This is a genomic window from Paraburkholderia sp. UCT2 (assembly GCF_014397665.1).
Taxonomy (GTDB): domain Bacteria; phylum Pseudomonadota; class Gammaproteobacteria; order Burkholderiales; family Burkholderiaceae; genus Paraburkholderia; species Paraburkholderia tuberum.
Map to the genome: position 1 here is coordinate 127,831 of NZ_VZQO01000011.1, position 21,825 is coordinate 149,655.

The 21,825-nt window shown below is 61.0% G+C and carries 13 protein-coding genes; all 13 read right to left on the reverse strand.

The features are described 5' to 3' along the window. Window positions 1-31: 31 nt before the first annotated feature. A complete protein-coding gene (locus F6X39_RS11925) occupies window positions 32-2,263 on the reverse strand; it encodes a glycosyltransferase family A protein (protein WP_187616783.1) in 2,232 nt (743 codons plus the stop codon). Further along, window positions 2,257-3,402 (reverse strand): glycosyltransferase family A protein, encoded by a 1,146-nt coding sequence (locus tag F6X39_RS11930; RefSeq protein WP_187616784.1) that lies wholly within the window; start codon window positions 3,400-3,402, stop codon window positions 2,257-2,259. The genes F6X39_RS11925 and F6X39_RS11930 overlap by 7 nt, the downstream gene beginning before the upstream one ends. Then, window positions 3,380-4,693, reverse strand: coding sequence for an FkbM family methyltransferase (locus F6X39_RS11935; protein ID WP_187616785.1), 1,314 nt, complete (start codon window positions 4,691-4,693; stop codon window positions 3,380-3,382). Before F6X39_RS11935 ends, F6X39_RS11930 begins: the two co-directional genes overlap by 23 nt. A 1-nt stretch (window position 4,694) precedes the next feature. Continuing rightward, the gene (locus F6X39_RS11940) at window positions 4,695-6,278 is read right to left on the reverse strand and encodes a hypothetical protein (RefSeq protein WP_187616786.1); all 1,584 of its coding nucleotides are present in this window, start codon (window positions 6,276-6,278) and stop codon (window positions 4,695-4,697) included. Further along, window positions 6,279-7,541, reverse strand: a complete 1,263-nt coding sequence (gene wecC / locus F6X39_RS11945; RefSeq protein ID WP_410450076.1) for a UDP-N-acetyl-D-mannosamine dehydrogenase — start codon at window positions 7,539-7,541, stop codon at window positions 6,279-6,281. Continuing rightward, complete coding sequence (locus F6X39_RS36770) at window positions 7,538-7,669, reverse strand: hypothetical protein (RefSeq protein ID WP_262413946.1); 132 nt, start codon at window positions 7,667-7,669, stop codon at window positions 7,538-7,540. Before F6X39_RS36770 ends, wecC begins: the two co-directional genes overlap by 4 nt. A 56-nt stretch (window positions 7,670-7,725) precedes the next feature. Then, entirely contained in the window at window positions 7,726-8,907 is a 1,182-nt protein-coding gene (locus F6X39_RS11950) for a chain-length determining protein (protein ID WP_187616787.1), read from the reverse strand. Continuing rightward, window positions 8,904-9,566, reverse strand: coding sequence for an ABC transporter ATP-binding protein (locus F6X39_RS11955; RefSeq protein WP_187616788.1), 663 nt, complete (start codon window positions 9,564-9,566; stop codon window positions 8,904-8,906). Before F6X39_RS11955 ends, F6X39_RS11950 begins: the two co-directional genes overlap by 4 nt. Then, the gene (locus tag F6X39_RS11960) at window positions 9,563-10,381 is read right to left on the reverse strand and encodes an ABC transporter permease (protein ID WP_187616789.1); all 819 of its coding nucleotides are present in this window, start codon (window positions 10,379-10,381) and stop codon (window positions 9,563-9,565) included. The genes F6X39_RS11955 and F6X39_RS11960 overlap by 4 nt, the downstream gene beginning before the upstream one ends. A 6-nt stretch (window positions 10,382-10,387) precedes the next feature. Beyond that, window positions 10,388-11,563 carry a polysaccharide biosynthesis/export family protein gene (locus F6X39_RS11965; protein WP_187616790.1) on the reverse strand — a complete coding sequence of 392 codons (1,176 nt, stop codon included), beginning with the start codon at window positions 11,561-11,563 and terminating at the stop codon, window positions 10,388-10,390. A gap of 304 nt (window positions 11,564-11,867) precedes the next feature. After that, window positions 11,868-13,199, reverse strand: a complete 1,332-nt coding sequence (locus F6X39_RS11970; RefSeq protein ID WP_187616804.1) for an aminotransferase class I/II-fold pyridoxal phosphate-dependent enzyme — start codon at window positions 13,197-13,199, stop codon at window positions 11,868-11,870. Between the two features lie 37 nt (window positions 13,200-13,236). Continuing rightward, entirely contained in the window at window positions 13,237-14,163 is a 927-nt protein-coding gene (locus tag F6X39_RS11975) for a UDP-3-O-acyl N-acetylglycosamine deacetylase (RefSeq protein ID WP_187616805.1), read from the reverse strand. Then, the gene (locus tag F6X39_RS11980; RefSeq protein ID WP_187616806.1) at window positions 14,160-21,824 is read right to left on the reverse strand and encodes a type I polyketide synthase; all 7,665 of its coding nucleotides are present in this window, start codon (window positions 21,822-21,824) and stop codon (window positions 14,160-14,162) included. The genes F6X39_RS11975 and F6X39_RS11980 overlap by 4 nt, the downstream gene beginning before the upstream one ends. Between the last annotated feature and the right edge of the window lies 1 nt (window position 21,825).

Consider the following 21,825-nt stretch of genomic DNA (forward strand, 5'->3'; position numbering starts at 1 on the left):
GAATCCATTGAAAGCGAGCGGAAATAAAATATTATACTGCCAGACTCGATGTATGCAAAAAAGCCGGAATATCAAGCGACGGCATCGATGAAACATCAATACTCGTATCGCCGATGATCTTGCTGTCAAATTTGCCCTTCTTTTTTTCGAAGAAGGTATCGACATCGTGCCAGGACCCGTCGTATTTCATTGCGTATCGATCCCCTTTAGCTTTTGACCTCAGTACGAGATTCGAAAACTCCTTACCCCCGAAGCCGTCAGAGCGATCCGGTGCTTCACGCAAGTTGCTCACAAGCTGTGAGGTCGTGACATAAGCGTGAAGCGCGCTTCGCTCGGAATATTGCTTGAGCACATCAAAAAATCCGGAGCTCGACTGGATTTCATCGCCCTCACTCGTTTTGACTATCCAGTCGTTGCCCGCCCCCTGGACCACGACGGAGACGCCGGCGAGCAGGAACGACGACTCTTGCTCGACTTCAGGACCCTGCAGAACCACTACAACAGTGTCCGGCAGCCGATATCCGTCGATCAGAAACTCATGCCCTAGTCGCGCGTAAGCTTGCGGTAACGTCGAAAGCGGGAAATCGAAATGAGCCGGCAAGGTATCCGGATCAAGGCTTTGGTGATGGTGATCCGCAATTTCGATATGCACGGCGCGCAGATTGTTGTCCACGGTCAGCTTACCGCCCGATTCCGAGAGGGAACAGATATCCGCGGTCAAATTGCCGCCGTCGAAAGGCTGGAACATCACGGGCAGCTTGATCCACGATAAAGATGATTTACCAGCGAAGCGCTTCACGCGGCGGATAAATTCCGTATCCGCGTTCTTCCGGATATTCTGGAAAAAGCCCACCTTGTCGATGAGATTTGCCTTGAAGCACAGCGACGCCGTCCCGTAGCGCTCGACCTCGTCGTTGAGCGGAAGCGGAGCGTATTGACCATCCACCCGAATGATATTGAACAGGCACGCGAAATCAATATTCATCGACTTGAGTGCGCCTATCTGCAACGTCGTACGTAGCGCACTGCTAGTGTCATCGGAATCGTTGACGAAGAAAACGACGTCGTCGCGTCGATTTCGGGAAATGATCAGATTGCGTATCCAGTATGTTCCACGCTTTGCTTCGTTGATCTCAAGCGCGAACAATGCCGGATCCACGCTCAATCTAGCAAAAAATTCGCGTGTTTTTTCGACCGATTCATCCGTGCTAATATCGTCGACGATTTCCAGTTTGATTCTGGAATGCGTCTGCATCAGCCACCCATACAAGGCCGCGTGAAGATACCTGGCTTTGTTGAAGTTGGACATGATGTAGACCGCCTCCTGCTCCTCACGCGCTGTCACGACAGCGGTGACAGGCACCGGACACCGACGCCCCACCAAAATCTGCCTCGGAAGATCGATCGCTGCGTTTTCGCTCCCGCGATCCGCGACCGGCGGTGAATACGGCGCCGGCCAGATATCGAACACCACCGACTCGCCTTCAGTTCCGGAACGGACGATACCAGGCAAGGTCCTCCACGCATCCTCTCCCTCAGGCTGCAATTCCCCATTCAACGACAGCACCGAGACGGCATCAAACTGGCTGACATCGACACCGCCAAATCGGATCGGTCGTGTCCTGAAAGTCTCCCAGCCTCCCAGTCGGATTAAACCGGTCTCCGTCACGAACAAACGATGAGATTGCGTGGGTGATATGCCCTCAAGCGCAGGCTCGCGCGAGATCGCCAGAGTTTGTTGTTTTCCAGGCGTACATACCGAATGCACGTACCGGAGTCCGTCGTTCCAGTTCGCCGGGAATCGCGCCTTGGGAATAGCTCGCAGCTGCGATTGCCCGGCGTGCCACATGGCGCCGTCCGCACTCAATGCGGAATGGCGAATCATCCCGTGGTGCGCGACAAGAAAACGGATCACACGGGCCGGCCGGCTCAGCAGTTCATTGACGTCTGCGAATACTGCCGTGAGTGCATTGCTGCGGATCGCGGCATCGACCAGGTCGTTCAACACGAGGCTTTCGTGCCCCGAGCAAATCGTCTGGTCAATCAGGCCGTCGGCCAGCCACTTTTGAAGAATTTCGGGCTCAAGACGCCCTCCTCCGCTCATGCCGAGCGTGATGCTGGCCGCGAAACGCTTGCGCAGAACCGCGAGTACCAAGGGCAATTCCGGGATGACCCCCGCGTCGATCCGCTCGCTGACGAAAACACAAATAGCCAGTCCGAGCGCCCCTTTGGGCAGTGTCAGCAATCGCTCTTTCGTTAGCATGATGCGTTCGACTCCGACTGAATCAGCCACGCTAAATCGTAGCCATAAGCGCATGCAAAATAGGCCTCAAGCCGCTCTACCGAAGCGTCATTTTTGCTTTGCGCTCCCGTAGCGTTATGCCGCGCATAGAGGCTATTACCCCTGAAAGACTTGTCGTAGTTGACGACCGGAAAGCTCTTGTAATCCGAACTACATGCCTCTGGATTCAAAACGATTGACGGGAAGCCGTTCAACGCGCAATGCCATTTGATCCACAAGTCATCGGCGGTCGGCGCAATCTCCAGCGCAGCACTCAAATTCAAGAATTCCTTGGTAAAAAACTTGGTGCTGTACAGAATGCCGTCCTTTCCCGTGGGCAGGTTCGAAAGCGTCGGCTCGCACCTGCCCCACGTCCAGGTTTCGTATGGCCCGACCTGCTCGCGGTCGAATTCGATGTGGCGTCCGCGGAATGCAACCACGCAATCGTGTGTGAGGTAATTTTCGTAAAGCTGCTCAAGGAAATATTCCGGGTAGATCGTGTCGTCATCGACCGTCACAAAAAGCCGATCTTCGGCACGCTCCCTGGAGAAATGCTCTTCCAGGAACGGCCAGATCTTCCGGTACGGGCCAATATTCGCCACCCAGTTGACGCGAACCAATGGGAGCGTCATCAGCTCGGCGAGAACCGGATCGTCCGACGCGAGCCCTTCGTCCAACAGGTAGGGCTGATGCGAAATATTGAGATCTATTCGCACCGGCCTCAGCGTTTGCTTGGCCAAGCTTTCGATCACACGGGGCAGATAAAGGAGACGAGAGCGGATCGTCGTCATCGTGACGACAATCTGAGGCGCATCGGATAAAACCGCGGCGCGGTCGACATGTCCGCGCTGCCCTTCGGCGTGCACGTGAATCCGTCGACGGCAAAGTTCGATGTTGGCGCGAACGATATCCGCCCATCCCGGGCGGCGGGCGATACTCTCGTAGAGCGTGAGTGCCCGGCTAAAGTCACCCGCTCGATACAGCTCATTCGCACCCGCGATATTGTTGTTGTCCATACCGTCTAGTACGTCTTCCTTGTTGTTCGTTTTTTCCGCACAGCAAAAGCGGCCGATCCGCTCGAGCGCGTCCTCTTTCCGATCACTCGAATCTCTGTTGTACATCCCAGCGGTGAGCGATCAGGAATCGACTGGCGTTTTCGAGAAGCTCCGCAGTTCTGGACTTCTCCACCAGATCGGGAACATTCGAGTAATAACTGTCGGGACCCAGCTTGAAGATCGGATCGAGCCCTTGATTCCGAATCAGTTGATCGAGTTCGTGCGAGTTCTCTTTATGGCCCGTTTCGACCTGCAACACGATCTCATTCTTCCGGAAAAAACTGGCCCCGCCTTTGATGATCTCCGTCTCGTGGCCTTCGGCGTCGATCTTGACAATGACCCGCCCTAGTCTTTCGGCGTATCGATGGTCGAGCGTCTCCATAGGAACGCGTATCCGATGCTTGACGGTGTCTTGTTCGTGAATGGAAGTCGAAACAATCGAGTTCTTGCCCGAGCAATCGCCAAAGTCTCCAAACTCGGCCGTGCCGCTCTTCGATGACAGCGCGACACAGCTGGCCTCCGCGCCACCTTCACGCTCGTTCGCATTCAGATTCTCGACGAGATTGGTAAACGTGTCCGGCGTCGGTTCAAATGCAACGCACCGGAGTCGCGAAAAATACTTCTGTGCGACAAGGGTGTAGAAACCGACATTCGCACCGATATCGAAAAAGCGCACAGGCTTGGCATAAGCAATCAGTTGCAGAAACAGCGCTATCTGCAGTTCTTCGATTTTCAAAAAATACGGCCAACGCTTTCTGCTTTGCTCGGTCAACGTTATCCCGCTGATCAGATTGTTCGCTCCTTTCACGTCGAATGGCTTGCCGGTGGGGGCGGGATTCGGCTTGACCGCGGTCGCGGTCTTGCTCGCTTCGGGGATGGCGATCGCATCGCCCTCCTGAAGACGCTCGGCTTCCAGACGTGACCGGCGCAACTCTATCTGCCTCGTTTGTGCGTCCGTACGTGCTTGAATTATAAGGCGGGTGTCGCACTCAGATGCACCGGTCGATATCGAATTTTCGAAGTGAAACTGCGCTCGACTTGATTGACGCTCAGCTACGGCGATGCGGCCCAAAGTATTGTGGATCGCCGAGATCAGAATCTTGCTGACCAGTGCCCTGCTTGTCCCCCAGTCCAATGCCAAACGAATGTAATGTCGCGCATCGTCACTTAGCCCCGATTGAAGACGGCCAGCGGCAGCAAAAACCGCGAGCGCCGCGCGATCGGGGTGGTCTTGCAGCATCGCACAATCAAGCATCGCGAGACTGTTCCAATCCCCGAACTGCCATTGCGTTTGCGCACGCTGCAGCAAATGCTTGTCGTAGGGTGGGACGAGTTGTTCTGACCGAAGTTCAGCCATCTCAGCGCTCACCTGATGTCGTTAGATCTCGAAAGAGGATGTCCTTGAGCAGTTCGAGCTGTGTCTCGGCACGCGCCACTTCCTCGCGCAACAGTTGCTGACCCACCGCCGTATGTGCTGCCGCGTCCCGATGCGCCTTCTCCGATGTCGCCTTGTCGCGCTCCAGTTGCAACCGGCCTTGCTTCAGCATCTCGACCTCCTTTGCACAGTCAGCCGCGAGCTTTGCCGCTTCGGCCTTGTCGCGCTCCAGTTGCGCGTTGCTCTGCTTGAGGAGTTCAATTTGCTCGCAACCATGTGCCAGCTTCATAGCCGTCTCGTCGAGCCTGGTCTGGAGGGCTCCGCCCTCGGCCTGCGCCTGTACCTTCGCCTGGATCAGCGAGTTGATTTCGCTCCTGAGTTCGGCCGCGAGCTTGACTGCATCCTCGTGCCGCGCTCTCAGCTCGGCATTGTCCTGTGCCAGCTGCGCACCCGCCTGATTGAGCTCGTCAATTCTCGTGGCATGACCCAGCGCAATCTTCGTAGCCTGATCGAGCCTGGCTTCGAGAGCCGCCTTGTCTCTATCGAGGCTCGCTTGAGCTTGAGTGAGGAGATCGATCTCCTTGCGGCCCTCATCTGCCAATCTCGCCGCTGTCTGGTGCTTGACTTTCAGTGCCTCCGCATCCCGCTCCCGCTGCGTTTTGATTTGCTTGAGGGCGTCGATTTGCCTCGCACGCTCAGCGGCAAGCGTCGCTTGCTGGTCCCGCTCTTGCGTCACGCGATTCAGCCTTTTCTCGACTTCGATGCGTCGTTCGTCGTATCCCGTCTTTTGTTTGGCGTCGCGTTGGCGCGCGAGCGCAGCCTCGTTGCGCAACTGATTCGCCTGTCGCGTCTCCGATTCGCTAAATGCTGTATCCGACGGCAGGACGTCAATCATCGCCTGCGCCTGAATGACGTCGCCCGCCTTATGAAGCTTAAAAGCGAGCCACTTAAGGCGATACGTTTTCGGATCCAACGCAAAGGCCCGATGTGCGGCCTCGGCCGCGCCGCCGCGATTTTGCTCGATCAAATACCTGCTCAGCGCCGTGTACGCGTTCGCTTGTACGATCGGGGAAATGTTGAGCAAAAGCTTTTCAGCCGCCTCAAAGCCGCCCGTCTTGAAGGCTTCGATGACCCGGCCGAAATCTTTTCCCCCAAGCGACTCGGGCGCCGTCACGCGGCGATACCTGCGCCAAATCCCGGCAAGCCTGACAGGCAGTGCGAGCAACGCTCTGGGAGAATCGACACCCCGAATCATGAGGTCTCCCAGCTTCACGTTCAGTGCGTTTCGCGTTTGCACTTCGTGTACGTCTCGCTGGACTTTGACCACGGTACGTAAGTGCTGACACTCAGCGAGTGCACCGACCAGCTCGTCATCCACCCAGTCTTTTCCTAGCGAAATGCTCCGCTGGGAATGCTGCCCCGCCTCCTTTTCGAGTGCCTCACTCCGCAGTTGGCAACGCTCCAACTCTTCCTGAACTTGATGCAGCTGCTCGATCAGTAATTCGTTTTCATATTTCACGCCGTCGAAATCCAATGCAACAGGGACATGATTGTTTTGTTCCATCATTTATTTCACTCCCCATATACCGCGTGTATCGATCAGCTTTTGTCGCCGGTTCAGTTCGGGCCTGACGCGCTTGAATTCGGCATGCTCCACAAGCAAAACGAGGATGTTACTTTGGGCGATTGCGTCGTCCAGCGTTAGTAGCGTGGCGTTCGTCTGCTCAAGGTGATCGGGCAATACCTGGAGGTTGGGTTCAACGATCGCAATTTTTTGGTCGTAGCGGCGCGCGAGATCTTCGGCGATTTCGAGCGCGGGGCTCTCGCGCAGGTCGTCGATGTCCGCCTTGTAGGTGATGCCCAGACACGCGATCCGGATATCCTCGAGCGCGACGCCTGATCGGGTCAGCTCTTCGACGGCCCGGTCTACCTTGAGCGAGACCCATGCCGGTTTCGAGTCGTTCACATGGCGCGCGGCACGGATCAATTGCGTGTCCGCCGGCGCACTGTCCACGATGAACCAGGGATCGACCGCAATGCAGTGTCCGCCAACGCCGCAGCCCGGCTGCAGAATGTTGACGCGCGGATGCCGATTGGCAAGCCGGATGACTTGCCACACATCGATGCCCTGTTGATCGCAGATTATCGAGAGTTCGTTTGCGTAGGCGATATTGACGTCACGAAAGCTGTTCTCAGCCAGCTTACACATTTCGGCGGTCCGCACGTCAGTGACGATGCAATCGCCTTGCACGACGAGCTTGTACAACGCAACAGCCGCCTCGGAACAAGTACGCGTCATGCCGCCGATAATACGGTCGTTGGCAACCAGCTCATGCGCGACACGTCCGGGCAATACTCGCTCGGGACAATGCGCGATCCGGATATCCGACGCGTCGCCGCGCTGATGCGGAAAGCTCAGATCCGGACGGAACTCCGCGAGCCACTCGGCGAGGCGCTCCGTCGTGCCTACCGGAGAAGTGGATTCAAGGATGACCACATTGCCTGGCTTGAGCACTGGGGCGATCGATCTGGCCGCAGCTTCGATATAGCTCACATCGGGCTTGTTATCTCCAGTCAATGGAGTCGGCACGGCGATGATAAACGCATCGGCGGCCTCAGCGTGCAGAGTCGCCCGAAGATAGCCCGCGCCGACCGCGGCCTGAACGAGGATATCGAGCTCGGGCTCGACGATATGGATATTCCCGCGATTAATGGTGTCGACAACATAGGGCGAGACATCGACACCAATGACACGGAGCCGGCGCGAGGCAAACATTGTTGCAGTGGGTAGGCCGATGTAGCCGAGACCGATGATCGAAATGGTATTCACGATACCTTCACCAGGATATCGCGCATGCCATGCGCGGCGTTGTCGTCGCCATGAGAATTGTTCGCGTGTGACATCCCGACATAGGCGTCCGCTTCCGGCCGCGCTCCTACGACAATCAGGTTTTTCATTTTGACTGTTTGTTCCTGGCAAAAAACTGTTACGTGAGCAGATACAGTTCAGTGGCTCAGTCGACGTGATCGAGGATGATGCTCTCGATCAGTTTCAAGACACCCATCATCGCAAGCCCGACGAGCAAGGTCACGAATGCGCTATACAAGCGCTTCGGCTCCACGGGGTAGTCCGGCCGCGTCGCGGGCTGCAACACCGAAACCATCTTCAAGGTACGGGCTGCATCCATGCGGCCCTGCTCCAATGCTGAAAGCGCAGTCTTGTACAAGTCCTGGGCGAAGCCGACCTGCATCTGCAAGCGCTGGAACTCTTCGACCGTGTAGTTCAGTGTTTTGCTTGACGGTGAAGCCAGTTCCGCTCGCCTTTGCGCAATCTGCTGATCAATGGCGGCGAGATTCTTCTTGAGCATCACCACAGTGGGTTGATTGGCGCTCAACGTCGAAGGCAGCGAATCGAGTTGGGTCTGAACCTCGGTTTTCTGCGCCTCGAGCTTGTCGATCAGGCCGTTAAGACTCGCTGCCGTAGTTGCGGGCGCGACTAGTCCCTGGTGATTCTGGAAATCAACGAGGGCCTGCGTCTCGTCGAGCAGGCGTTGGTGTGTGACTGTGACCTGCTTGGTCAGGAAATCAACCTGGGACTGCGCGAGTTGATGACCGATCCGGTTCATCTGTGCCTGCCCCTCGCGGATCATGAACTCCACGATGGCACGCGCGGTTTTGGCATCGTAGGCCTGGATCTGGATGTCGATGACGCCGTTGTAGCTGTCGTATTCGACGTCAACGCGCGACAGCCAGTACTGATAGAACCATTCAGCCGGCTCATTCCTGAACAACATGCGCGAAATCGGATCATGATGCCAGCCGCTGTAGTGCGAGCGCAGATCAAACGCGGCATCCAGCTTATCCAGCATCTCCCGTGACAAAAGATATTGCGTCAGTAACAACTGATCGGCACTGCTCGGGCTGGCGGCGCCTGCGACTGCGGCAATGCCCGGCGCAAGGCTGATTGGCGAGCCGCTGACTTGATCGGTCCGTTGGATGACCACAATCGCATTCGAAACGTAACGATCGGACGCGAAGAACAACCAGTACGGAATGGACAGAATCGTGTACGCGGCGACCAGTCGGATGAGCAATTTAAAAGCCCTGACCGAAAACAAAGCGTCCTTGCATTGGCCCAGGAACATGCCCGATCTGGCAATTACACCCGGGTTGGCCGGCAACAATGAATCACTCATACCAGAACATAATCCTTATAGACTTTCAAACCATCTTCGAGATCGTCGAACCAGTGGGCCTGGCCGTTATTGATCCAGATAGCCGACTGACAAAACTGTTTCAGTGTGTTTTCGTCGTGGGAGACCATGATCACGCTAGCCTGAGCGGTCATATTTTTGAAAGCGTTTGCGGCTTTCTTTCTGAATCTCGCGTCTCCTGCCGCCGTTACTTCGTCGGAAATGTACACATCGAAATTGAAAGCCAAAGACATCGCGAATTGCAGGCGCGAGCGCATGCCCGACGAATAGGTCTGCACGGGTTCGTCAAAGGCAGCGCCTAATTCGGCGAAATCCTGGATATAGGCCAGGCGATCGACGAGCTCATCCTGGTGACCGTGAATCCGGCACACGAATTTTGCGTTTTGACGCCCGGTCAATGTCCCCTCCAGACCGGCGCCACCCATGGGCCAGGAGACCTGGCAAAGGCGTTGAACGCGTCCCTTGGTCGGAAAATCGATTCCGCCAATGATCCGCAGCAGAGTGGATTTACCAGCGCCGTTTTTTCCAATCAAGGCCACACTGTGACGCGATGGAATCGTGATATTGATGCCACCCAATATCCATTTTCCGGCTCCGTGTTCACTCTGGTAGCGTTTGTGAACGTCTTCGACAAGTATCATCGCATCACCAGCTTTCTGGAGAACCGCTTGTACAACATCAACCCCAGCAGCAGCAGGGCCAGGGCCCACGCATAAACGTAACCAAGGCTCACGCCTGCGAGCGCGTTGTAATTGGGCCAATAACCCAGCCGCATCATCTCAACGCCATCAACGATGGGGTTGGCGGCAAAGATGTATTGATAAGGCAGCGGCACGTACAACGTCAGCGGCAACAACGCACCCGACATGTAATACAACGGAAGATAAAGAATCTTGAAGATGTGATCGACTTCAGGAACAAATCGCATCAGCACCGAGGTCACCATTCCGAATCCCAAACCCAATAACCACAGTCCGAAAATCGCTGCGATCACCAGCAGAGGATTTTGCGGAAGCCATACTGGATCTTGCGTGTTCTGCGTTATTCCATGTCCAGTCATGATCACCAGAGACATGATTAGAATCGCGACTGGCACCATGAGGAACAACTCGACGAACGCGCGCACGAACGCGACATCAAAAGGTTTGATTTGCCGATAAGCGAAAAAAGCCCGATTCGAGTCGATTCCATGCAACACCTGCATCCATGTGCGACGCCAAAGCAGAAATCCGATGAAGCCCGCGACAATGAACATATTGATCGCCATTCCACCAACCTGGTTAACGTGCAATGTCTCGAATCCAAAAGCATGCAGACCAATGTAGGCAACTGGCTCAACTAGTAGCCACAGCCAAGCGGCACGCCCTTCGAACAGACGATCAACCGCCTCACGCAAAAAAATAGCGCGCCAGACCGAAAACGTAATTTCGCTCGGACTACGAGTCTTTCCTGTCATAAGCCGCTACCGATTCATGTCGTAAGTGATGGTCGCCGCGGGATAGGCCACCATCGTGATATAGGACAGAAATTTGCTGAACTCGGCACCCGGCGAATTCGAAACGTAGATCAGGTCGTGGTTCTGAATCGGGAAATTCTGCGTCACAAAAAACGAGGCAGGATCACGCAGGTTGATTTCATAAACAACCGGCACGGTTCCGTTGACTGGCTGAACGGATGCATCCTTGCGATCGACCAACTTCGCATCCTCAAACCGGAACACAAATACTCCTCGCGCATCCGCGCGAGAATCACTGAGCCCGCCCGAGCGAGCGAGCGCCTGAGCCAGCGAGATTCCTTGGGCTTCAAGTGGAATTTCCTCATTCTTGCCCGTTGCGCCCAACACCGAGAACGTCTCGGGTTGATAAAGCGCTGTCACTACATCGCCGGGCCGGAGCGGCACGTTCTGATGCGGATCGCGAATCACGGAATCCAGCGGCATTGTCGCCGTCACATTGCCGCGTGAAAGACGAATAGCCATATGGCTGATCGTCTGCTTCCCTCCCCCTGCAAACGCCAACGCATCCAATAACCTCTCACCTCGCGGGGTAAGCGGCATCATCTTGCTGTCATTTACCTCACCAATAACCGTGACATTCGATGCGTTGTTCTTCGCCAGACTCACTAGTACCTGAGGCTGATTTGCCTTGCCTTTGAGCTGACGCAAAATGCTGGCCTCGATCTGCTCGATAGTCAGGCCCTTGACGAAGACCCGGCCAGCAAACGGCACCGAGATCGTGCCATCCGCGTCTACCATCTGAGGCGGCAATGGCACGCCCGTGCTGCCGCTCGGCGTTATGGCGGCGATCGATGTTGCCGGCGTCAGGCTCCCAAACAATATCGCTGGCGGCGCCTCCCATATCGTCACGTCGATCACATCGCCCGGGCCAATCACGTAAATGTTGGCCGTCCCGCTCGTGAAGATGTTCGAGAATCGGCCGAGCTGCTTGGCATTGGCCAACTTGCGTGCCAATGCATCGTTGACGTCCACGACCTGAATGCCCTCAACGCGCCCCGAATCGTGCTGTTCTAAAACCTGCTCTCGGCTCGCGCCCGACGACGGCATCCAACCCGGAAACGTAGCGCACCCCGACAACGTCAAAACCACCGGAAGGCAAGCGATAAAAAAAGTCTTATTCATGAACCCTGAAACCTGAACCGGGCGCGACCTGCGAATCGGGTTGCCACGATGCTGAAAACTTCCGGCGAAAGCCAGTCATCACATCGCGTTACGAGCTCACCCTGACGAGCGCACCGCTTTTAAAATTGAGCTGGCACATTTAGCGCTATTTTGGATAGCCAGCATTTTATCCAGTGTCAATTGCACGCGATAGCGTTTCTTATTTCCGTTGAAATTCGATTACGCTCCAAAACGTGCTAATAACAAGCGCACGATCAGCAGCAACAGCACTAACCGCGCGACAATCTCGCACCACACAAAAGGTTCAACACCCCGCCAGCCTCGCCACCGCTGCAACCGTCCGGCTAATCTGCTCCGGCTCATGCGTCGAGCAGATGAAGAAGCGCAAGCGCGCCGCTTTCTCCTCCACAGCCGGATAAAAAATCGGCTGCACGTTGATACCCTCTTCGAACAGCGCATTCGCCCACTGCGCGGCTTTCAGCGAACTGCCCGTGATGACCGGCACGACTGCATAGCCCGCGCTCGTGCCAGTGTCGAGTCCGGCTGCGTGCGCCGCTGTCAAAAACTGGCGACCGCGCGCCTGCAATTGCGTGACACGGTGAGGTTGCGCGATCAAACATTCAAGCGCGGCGAGCGAAGCCTCGGCAAGCGCCGGAGCGAGACCCACGCTATAGAGAAAACCCGGTGCAAGGTTGCGAAGCATATCGGCGAGCGGCTGGCAGCCAGCGATAAAGCCTCCGCAACCTGCCAGCGTCTTGCTCATCGTGCCCATCCACAGATCGACGCGGTCCGACGCCACGTCGCAGTGCTCGCGAATACCCCTGCCCGTCGCGCCGAGCACGCCAAGCGAATGTGCTTCGTCGACCAACAGGAACGCACCGTGCCGCTCCTTCACCTCGCAAAAGCGCTGCAGATCGGGAAAGTCACCGTCCATGCTGTAGAGACCTTCGATCGCGACTAACACGTTGCGATACTCGCGGCGCACGCGCGTAAGCAGTTCGTCGAGCGCCTGCCAGTCGTTGTGCGCGAAGCTCAGTCGCTTTGCACCACTTAGCTGTGCCCCCTGCACGATGCTGTTATGCGCGAGCGCGTCGTGCACGATCAAATCACCCGGCCCGAACAGCGAACCAATGACGGTGACGTTCGTCGCGTGGCCGCTCACGAACGCGACGCAGTCGTCCGTTTCATAGAACGCGGCGAGCGCTCGTTCGAGCTCACGATGCACGGGCCGCTCGCCCGCAACGATGCGGCTCGCCGAAGCGGACGTGCCGTACCGGTCGATCGCCGCCTTGGCGCGCGCCCCGATGGCCGGCTCACCTGCGAACCCGAGATAACTGTAGTTCGCGAAGTTCACATACTCGCGCCCGCCTATCTGCGTAGTCGCACCCGCAATGCCGTCGTGCACGCGAAAAAACGGCGACTCGACGCCCAGCGTCTCGCCCATCTCGCGCATCAGCTTGACCTGCTGGAATTGCGGCATCGCTTCGAAGCGGCTGCGCGCTGACAGTGTCTGCGCGGCATACGCCGCCTCACCATCAGGCATCCCAGGCGCCGCAACCGCATCGGTCGCGCGCTCCAGTTGCCGCTTCAGCGCTTTGGCCGCCAATTGCTGGCGTAGTGTTTCCCCGAGTCCCATGTAATCCGATCTAACCTGTTTATGTGGCATGCCTGCGTTATGCGTGCGCCTCGACCCACTCGTATGCGCCCGGTGTGCCCAACAGCGCAGCAAGCAGCCGGTAGTTCATTTCATGCGTTGGCCGCCGCGCGCTCACGTGAGCGAGCAGCGGCGCACCGGCGAGCGCGAGGTCACCGACCAGATCGAGCACGCGATGGCGCACGAACTCGTCTGGTTGACGCAAGCCGCCTACTACACGCTTGCCGACAATCGCCGCCGTGCATGACATCCGTGCGCCGCGCAGAATGGGCCAGCCGCGCAGATAGCCCACGACGATCGCGGGCACGGCCCACTTGATCTGCCCATACGAGCGCGACGAAGCGATCTCATCGGCAAAGGCGCGCGGCGTGAGCCGGCCGTGCCATTCCATGTCGCCGAACCCCTTGAGGTCGTTGTTGTGCACGCTGAGCGCATAGTCGTCGGCGGGCTCGACGCGCATTTCACGGCGCGCGGCGCCCTCACCGTCGGCGACGCTCACAGTCTCGAGCACGCGCAAGAAGCGCTTCGGCTGCGGCAGCGCGGCGCGCCCGCATGCCAGGATCGCATCGATCCATGGCTGCGCGCTGCCGTCGAGAATCGGCACTTCTTCAGCGTCGAGTTCGACGATCGCGTGATCGATCTCGCACGCGAGCAACGACGCGAGCAGGTGCTCGACCGTGCGCACGCCGAGGCCATCCTTCGCGCGCAACATCGTGCAGAGCGGCTGCCCCCGGCGCAACGACGGATCGGCGGCCACCGTGCCGAGCGCTTGCCCCTTGTGCAGGCGCCGAAACACGATGCCGTGTCGTCCGCCCGCCGTCGCCGAGGTCTCGACGGGCAAAATGCGCACGTTCACGCGCCGCCCGGTGTGCAAGCCGTGCCCCGACAGTTCGAGCGGCCGCGCCAGCGTGCCTTCGCTCGGCCGCCAGCCCGCAGGCAGCTTCACTCCGCAAACGCCGGCGTCGACTGACATGACTCGTCTCCCTGTTGATCCTGATAGTTGTTGCCCGCGTTTCGATTACGTTTGAGCAGCGCGCGCGCCTCGTTCTCGTCGAGCGCGTGGCGCGCGGCCAGCGCCGCGAATTCCTCGTTCGCGCCATTCGCGGCCCCCTGCGTGCCGGGCTCGTTTTCGCCGCTCTCGTCGTCGAGCATGTCGACGATGCGCACGGCGAGCGTGTGCACCGTCGCGCCTTCGGCGATCGCCATGATCGACAGCTTCACGCCGAACGACTCCTCGACCGCCATGCCGAGTTCCATCCCCATCAGCGAGTCCATGCCAAGATCGAGCACCGAGCGGTCGAGCGCGATGCGCTCCGGCGACATGTGCAGGATGCGCGCGATGTGACCGCGCAGCGCGGTCTCGACCGCCGCGACCGCTTCGACTTTCGGGAGAGCGCGCAACTGTTCGAGCAGTGCGCCGTCCTCGCTCGTTGTCTCGCTAGCGCCGCCGCCTTGCAATGCCATGTAGCGACGCGCCTGCGCGGCGGGCATGCCGCGCGCGATCGCCGCCCAGTCCAGACGCACCACAGCCTCGCCGACCGCACCGGTTGCGAGCGCGTGCTCGAGCGCCGTCATCGCCTCGTCAGAGGTGATCGACGCACCGCCGATGCGCGCCTGCAGCGCTTCACGCGTCGTGCTGTTGCGCGCGAGGAAGCCAACATCCTCGATCGGCCCCCACGCCATGAAGGTGGCGGCCAGCCCGGCCGCGCGGCGATGGGCGACAAGCGCTTCGAGGAAGCTATTAGCCGCCACATACGCGCCCTGGCCCGGATTGCCGAGATAAGTCGTGGCCGAGGAATACAGCACGAAGAAGTCGAGCGCGCAGCGCTGCGTCGCGCGGTGCAGATTCCATGCACCCGCAACTTTGGGTTCGAGCACGGCGAGCATGCGCGCGTCGTCGATGTTGCGCAGCAGGCCGTCGTCGATGCGCATCGCGGAGTGCAGCACGCCCTTGAGCGGCGTTCCGCGCGCCTCGATGCGCTCGATCAGACCATCGAGCGCCGCCGCATCGGTCACGTCGCACGACACCACTGTCACGGTCGCGCCATGCTCGGCACGCCAGCGCTCGAGTTCCTGCTGCTTCGCCGAGTCGAGTGCGCCGCCGCGGCTCGCGAGCGTCACGTGACGCGCGCCGCGCGCGATCATCCAGCGCGCGCTTGCGTAACCGAGACCACCAGTTCCGCCGACTATCAGATACGCCGCCTGCGGGTCGAGGCGCAGCACGGGCTGCGCGACGCCCCGCGTGGGCGCCGGCGTACCCGACGGATAGGTGACGAGCACCTTGCCGATCTGGCGCGCCTGCTGCATGTAGCGGAACGCCTCCTCCGCGCGCGCGGCCGGGAAGGCACGATACGGTAACGGATGCAGCACGCCGTTCACGAAGAGCGCCATCACTTCCTCGAAGAGGCGCGTGGTGAGTGCGGGCAGCACGCCCATGAGCTGATCGGCGTCGATGCCGAAATAGCTGATGTTGTTGCGGAACGGCCGCAGGCCGATCTGGCTGTTCTCGTAGAAGTCGCGCTTGCCCAGTTCAAGGAAGCGGCCGAACGGACGCAGCGTGTCGATGCCGCGCACCATCGCCTCGCCCGCGAGCGAGTTGAGCACGATGTCGACGCCCTCACCGTTCGTGCAGACGCGCACCTCGTCGGCGAACGCGAGGCTGCGCGAGTCGAACACGCGATCGGCGCCGAGCAGGCGCACGAACTCGCGTTTTTCGTCGGCGCCAGCGGTGGCGAACACTTCCGCGCCGAGATGGCGGGCGATCTGGATCGCGGCAATGCCGACACCACCCGCACCGCCGTGTACGAGCACGCGCTCGCCCCGGCGCAGCCGTGCGAGCTCGCACAGTGCGTAGTACGCGGTGAAGAAGGTCGTGGGAATCGTAGCGGCTGCTTCGAAGGAAATCGTTTCGGGCTTGCGCGCGATCGCGCTCGCACGCGTGACCACCCGCGTGGCGAACGAAGCCGGCGCGAAGCCGAGCACCGCGTCGCCGGGCGCCCAGCCTTTGACGCCCGCGCCGACGCGCATGATGCGGCCCGAGAGTTCCATACCGATCGTCGCGCCCGCGAAACCGGTTTCGACCGCCTCGTCGGAGAGCAGGCCCATCGAATACATGACGTCGCGGAAGTTCAGACCGGTCGCCATCGGCGCGATCTCGACTTCGCCTGGACTCAGTTCGCGCTCGGGCAACGCGAACCATTCGAGGTTGCGTAGCGAGCCGGGCATATCGAACGCCAGCACTGCGGGCACGGGGTCGGCCACCTGTTCAGCCGTGGATTCGTCGCGCGGCGTCTGCCGTTCCGCTGTTTGCGCCGGCAGCATGCGTGGCACGTAGCGGCCCTGCGCCGTGAGCAGCACCTCTTCCTCGCCGTCATAGTGCGTGAGCGCGTGCGCCAACTGCGATACGGCCTTGCCATCCGCGCCCGCCACGTCGATAAGGCGCAGCGCAAGCGTCGGGTATTCGTTCGCCATCACGCGGCCGAGGCCCCATAGGCTCGCCTGCTCGGGCTGCGCCGCTGTGCCCGAGCCTTGACTGAACGGCGCGCCTCCGCGTGTCACCACGGACAGGCGCGCCAGCGCGGCCACGCAGGCTGTTTCGAATTCGCGTGCGAGCATGGCGAGCGCGAGCACGCCGTCCTGCTGCGCGCGCATGATGTCGGCGCCGCTGGCGTCGTCGAGCTGTACGAGCGGTGCCACGAACACGATCTGCGCTTGCGTGTTCTTGCGTTCGAGCCATGCGGCCGCTTCGCGCACGCTCGTCGCTTCAACCTGGCAGCCAAAGCGCTCGAGTTCTTCCGCGAGCGCAGACCCGAACGCGTCGTTGCCGCTCTGCACGATCAGCCACGGCTGCGCGTCGGTCGAACGGGGTTGCATCTGCTGAGCGGACGCAGGCTTGCGCGCGACCATCAGCGTCGGCGCACCTTCGAGATCGAGGCCCTGCTCTGAGTGACGCACGACGTCCTGCAGACCGGCGCGTTCGCAAAGCGTGCGAAGCGCGGCCGGTGCGAGCGCGCCGTAGGCCTGTGCGGCGACCTCGTGGCCCGCCACGCCGAAGACGATGTCGGCGAAACGGCTGCGGCGCGCGTCGGCGAGCACGACTACTCCGCCCGGCGCGAGCCGTTCGGCAATTGCTTGCAGCGTGGAGAGTGGATCGGCCTGTTCGCCGATCATGCGATTGACGACGATCACGTCGAACGGCGCGGCGTCACGGTAATGCGTGAAAAGCGGTTCGTTCACTCCGAGCTGCAGCGTCTGAACGTGCGCGTGCGCTTCCGCGTCGAGCGCGGCGAGCTGCTGGTGCGTGCCTGCAATCACGTGTTCGCACCGCGAAGCCGGCACGCCGATGTCGAGCGGCTGGAGCACTTCGACGCTCGTCGCGCCGATTTCCAGCATGCGCAGGCGACGAGTGCCCGGCCACGCTGCCAGCGCTTCTTTCGCGCAGGCGGCGAGCATCGCGCGGGCATGCGACCACGTGGGCGAAGCGTCGAAAAACTGCTCGACGAGGCTGCGCCCCGTCGGCGACAGCAACGCGGGCGCATCGGCATCGGATGCTCCATCGCGCAGCACGCGTGGCAGCGCCGCGCCCACGTGCGCGAGCAGTGTCAGTTCGGCGACGTGCGCGGGCGAAACCGCCAGCACATCGCGCCACAGCGCATCATGCGAAGGCATCGCCGCGAAGACGGCCGCGTCGTCGCGCACGAGACGCTCGCCCTCGAAGCGGGCGAGTCCGTCTTCCACGACGATCTGCGCAAGGCGCGCGAGCAGTGGCGTATTGGCGAGCGTGGGCAGCACGAGCTGCGCGAATGCGCCGATCGCTTCTAGCGCGTTCAACGCGTACAGGCCCGCGAGCACGTCGAGCAACGGCAGCGTTTCGTTCAAGTGACGCGTACGTTGCGCGCTGTCCTCATGCGAAGCGAGACGCGCGCTCGCACGTTCGACGAGCGCAGCCGGCGTGGGCAGCGCGGCAGCCGTGAAGCCCTCAGGCAGCGGACGCGCTTCAAGCGCGTAGGCAAAGCGCGCCGGTGCGGCGTGGCGTCGGCCCGTAAGGTCGACGCGGCGGAAACGGCACGCAGAAAGACGCGCGACGATTGCATTGTCGGCGTCGAGGAATTCGAACGACGCAACGATCGAATGCGGGCTGCGCCGCTGCACACGCGCCAGCACACGCCGTACCGAGTCGCCACGCAGAAAGTCGACGCGGCCGATCTGTACCGGCACGAAGGCTGCTCGCGCTTCGCCTGGCGCGGCGCCGGCCTGGCCCAGCACGGCGAAGAGCGGATGAAAACCGCTGTCCATCAGCGCGGGATGCAGCAGCCAGCCGGCCACCGCGTGCGCGCCGGCAAGCACCTGCGGCACTTCAAAGTCAGCGAGCGCGTCGTCGCCTTGCACCTGCACCTTGTGCACCCAGCGGAACGCCGGACCATAGCTCAGACCGATAGCGGTCGTGCTTGCGTAGAGGGCGTCGCCGGGCATCGCGGGGATAGCTTCGAGGCGCGCCAGCACCGATTCATCGGCCGTGCTCTGCGCGCCTAGCGTGCTGCCGCTTTCGAGCAGGCGGCCCGTCACGTTGAGATTCCACGGCCCGTCGCTCATGCGCTCGCGCGTCTCGATCGTAAACGACGCGGTGCGCGCGTCGATCACGAAGCGCAACAGCTTCGCGTGCTGCGGCTGGAACACGACCGGCATGCGGATCTCGAGGTTCTCGAGCGCGACGTCCGACGTGCGGAAGAACACGCGCGCAGCGGCCAGCGCCATTTCCACGTAGCCCGCGCCCGGAAATGCAACGCCACCATCGACGACGTGATCGGCGAGCATCGGCACGCGCTGCGGATCGAGCTGGTTTTCCCATGCAAACGCATGCTCGTGCAGACGGTAGCCGAGCAGCGGATGATCGACGCGGCGATTCACGAGGTTGTAGCCTTCGATGGTGGCCGTCTGCCAGTGGCGTTCGCGCTGCCACGGGTAAGTCGGCAGCGCCACATATGAGCCCTGAGACGCTACTGGCACGAAGCGGTCGACATCGACGCGCGCGCCGTGCGCGACCGCCGATAGCGTCGAATGCGCGAGCATCTGCGCGCTGTCGTGATGGCGCTTGAGTGTGGGCACGACCTCACCGGCGAGATTCAGGCTCGCGAGCGTCTGCTTGACGTAGTGGCGCAGAATCGAGTGCGGGGCGATTTCGATGAACACGCTTACGCCTGTATCGGCGAGACGCGTGAGCGCTTCGCCAAAACGCACCGGCTCCCGGATGTTGCGCCACCAGTAGCCTGCGTCGAGCGACGTGCCGGCAAGCGTGTCGCCGGTGACAGTCGAGACGTAGCGCTTCGTGCCTTCGCGCGGAGCCAGATCGGCGAGACCGGCGCGCACGACCGGCTCGATGGCGTCCATGCGGCTGCTGTGGAACGCGTAATCAAGATCGAGCAGTTGGAAGAAGCTGCCGTTCGCGGCGAGCGAAGCGCCGATCGCTTCGAGTTCTTCGGGCGATCCGGCCAGCGTGACGGCTTCGGGGCTGTTGGTGCCGGCCAGTTCGACCATCTCCGCGAGACCGAGGTGTGCGATCAACTGCCGTGCCTCGGCTTCGCCAATGCCCGCCGCAGCCATCTTGCCGGTGCCGCGCGTCAGGCCCTGCGCGCTGCTGCGAACGCGGATCACGCGCACGGCCTGGGCAAGCGTCAGCGCGCCCGATGCCCACGCGGCCGCGATTTCACCAACGCTATGACCGACCGCCGCATCGAAACAGATGCCGCGCGCTTCGAGTGCGCGCGTGATGCCAACTTGGATAGCGAAGAGTAGCGGCTGCGCGTTCTCCGTCGCGGCGAGCCATTCGGCGCTCGCGCCGGCGCGCAGCACGTCAACGAGCGAGTCGCTGCCGTCGGCACGCCAAAGCACGTCGACTTCGTCGAGCGCCGTGCGGAACACTGCGTCTTCCGCATAGAGCTGCTTGCCCATGCCGGCCCATTGGCAGCCGTTGCCAGCATAGACGAACGCCACCTTGGCGGCCGCCGCCAAGGCCTGGCCGCGAGCGACGTAAGCCGGGAGCGCCTGATCGGACGAATCCGCCAGCATCAAGAGTGCGGCGCAACCGGCTTTCAGGCCGGGCGGCGCAATGACTACGCGCTGTTCGAGCCATTCACGGCGGCGCGCGGCGCCGACCGCGAGCGCAGACCAATCGGCGCCGCTCGCGAGGCGCGCGTGGTAGCGCGCGGCGAGTGCGGCAAGCGCAACCTGCGAGCGCGCCGTAAGGACGAGCGGCGGCAAGGCTGCGTGCGCAACCGCCAGCATGCCGGCGACAGGCGCGACGGGCGCGGCTACCCTCACCGCCTCCGCTAGCACGACGTGCGCGTTGGTGCCGCCGAAGCCGAACGAGTTGACGCCAATCGTCAGCGGCGCACCATCACGCCGCGAGAGTGGGGTGAAGCGGTCGACGACGCGTAGGCGTCCGCCCTCGAAATCGATGGCGGGATTGGGCGTTTCGAAATGGAGCGAGCGCGGCACCGCGCCGTGCTTCAGGCAGAGGATCGCCTTGAAGAGGCCGGCCATGCCCGAGGCGGTTTCGAGGTGCCCGACGTTGGTCTTGACCGAGCCGATCAGGAGCGGATCGTCGGCCGGACGGCCGCCCGCGACTGCCTCTATTAGCGCGCGCGCCTCGATCGGGTCGCCGACTGCGGTACCCGTGCCGTGAGCTTCCAGATAGGCGAGCGAGCGCGGATCAACGCCCGCGCGGCGGTAGACCGAGCGCAGCAGTTCGGTCTGCATGGCCGTCGTCGGCACACTGATACCGCCGTGCGAATGGCCGTTGGAATTCACGCCCGAACCGGCGATGACCGCGTGAATTGTGTCGCCGTCCGCAAGCGCGCGCTCGAGCGGCTTGAGTAGCACGAAGGCGCCGCCCTCGGCGCGCACATAGCCGTCGCCGGTCGCATCGAATGCGCGGCAGCGGCCTCGCGGCGACAGCATCGACGCCTTCGAGAAGCTCACGAAGCCAAACGGATGAAGCAGCAGATTGACGCCGCCCGCGAGCGCCATTTCGGTTTCGCCCGACTGCAATGCCTGCACGGCCTGATGCAGCGCGACGATCGACGACGAGCAGGCAGTGTCCACCGACATGCTCGGACCGCGCAGATCGAACAGATAGGAAACGCGATTGGACGCAATGCTGAGCGTGTTGCCCGTGGCCGAGTATGGATCGATCCAGTTCAGGTCGTCCATGCTGCGGTTGCCGTAGTCCATGCTTGCGGCGCCGACGAACACGCCGCAGTCCCGGCCGCGCATCTCCGCTGGACGCACACCGGCGTCCTCGAACGCTTCCCACGCGAGTTCGAGCAGCAGACGCTGCTGCGGGTCCATCTGGGTCGCCTCGCGCGGCGAAACGCCGAAGAAAGCGGCATCGAAACCGGCCACGTTGTCGAGAACACCCGCCGAGAACGTGTAGCTCTTCCCCGGCTCTTTCCTGGACGGATGCTGGTAGAACTCCGTGCCGAATCGATCGGGTGGCACGACGGTCACTGCGTCGCGCTCATCGCACAGCAGTTGCCAGAAGTCTTCGGGTCCGGTCACTCCGCCGGGAAAGCGACATGCCATCCCGATAATTGCTATTTTTCTTTCCATC